The organism is Candidatus Manganitrophaceae bacterium (assembly GCA_012960925.1).
In the GTDB taxonomy this organism is placed as follows: domain Bacteria; phylum Nitrospirota; class Nitrospiria; order SBBL01; family JAADHI01; genus DUAG01.
In genome coordinates this window covers 1-1,184 of record DUAG01000016.1, presented here as the reverse complement: position 1 = coordinate 1,184, position 1,184 = coordinate 1, and the positions used below count along the sequence as shown (strand labels likewise).

General features: G+C 46.5%; 2 protein-coding genes. Both read left to right on the top strand.

The window, feature by feature from the left end:
- Positions 1-182 precede the first annotated feature (182 nt).
- A complete protein-coding gene (locus EYQ01_02545; GenBank protein ID HIE64694.1) occupies positions 183-569 on the top strand; it encodes a zinc ribbon domain-containing protein in 387 nt (128 codons plus the stop codon).
- A gap of 9 nt (positions 570-578) precedes the next feature.
- On the top strand, positions 579-1,184 hold a 606-nt coding region (locus EYQ01_02540), incomplete at its 3' end, for a PAS domain-containing protein (GenBank protein ID HIE64693.1).

The window sequence follows — 1,184 nt, the reverse complement described above, 5'->3', positions numbered from 1 at the left end:
TTACCGACCAGATCCAGAAAACATTTTTTGATGTAGTACACGGAGCTCATCCCAAATTTCAGGAATGGCTTAGCCCTGTATAGTCGGGTTTATTGACGTAAAACCTAGTCCATGCCTTGCTAGTCCAGTTTGGAATCTTAAAAATTTATATAAAATACTACAATACCCGGAGATTTTGAGTTATGCCGATTTACGAATACCAATGCGATGAATGTGGAGTCACCTTTGAGGCCATCCAGACAATTTCTGCCAAACCATTAAAAACCTGCAATGGCCTGGGTTGCGACGACAATGCTGATGGAAAAGTCCATCGCCTGATATCCGCCTCTGGCTTCATTCTTAAAGGGTCGGGTTGGTATACTTCAGAATACCCTTCCGAATCACGTAAGAAGGGCTGGGAACAAGAAAGCACGCAGGGCAAAACCGACACGGGGACCCCGGCATCCGCTCCCTCCGAACCCGTCTCTGCCAAAACTCCTGACACAAAACCTGCGGCCCCGGCGAAAAAACCCTCACCCAAAAATCCTTATTCCGGGGGAAAATCCAAACAGGCCAAAGGTTCCAAATAAGTTGGAACGATGAACAACCCTGAACAGATTTACGAAAATATTTTTAACTCCATCATTGATGGGGTTCTGCTCGTTTCTCCTTCGATGACCGTCCAAAAGAGCAATCTGACAGTCGAAGACATGTTTCATCGGTCCAGCGACTCCTTCATTAACCAAGGGCTGGATGAACTGTTTCCCCATCAAACTCATGTCTTAGACATAACACAAAAAATCCTGGAAAACGGAGCCTGCTACCACGATGTAGAAGCAGAAGGGAAACGTAACTCCCCATCTTCGCAGTTCCCGGTCAATCTAACCCTATCTCCTTTTCTGGGATCTGATGACTCCATTCAAGGTGTGGTTATACTAATTAAAAATATGAGCCTTCTACAGGAACTGAAAGAACAACAAAGGCCCACAGACCACCTCAAAAATCTGGGGGCGGTCACCATTGGCATGGCTCATGAGATTCGCAATCCTTTAGGTGGCATTCGCGGCTCCGCCCAGTTACTGCGCCAGGAAATCAAAAATAAATCACACCAGGAATATCTCGATGTCATGGTTTCCGAAGTCGACCGGATAGACCGAATGGTAAAAAGAATGATGGACCTGACCCGCCCCCCGGATTTGAAAACG

Bases quoted from the DNA above. Each gene is read 5' to 3' on its own strand.
- EYQ01_02545 (HIE64694.1), top strand. From the start codon at position 183: ATGCCGATTTACGAATACCAATGCGATGAATGTGGAGTCACCTTTGAG.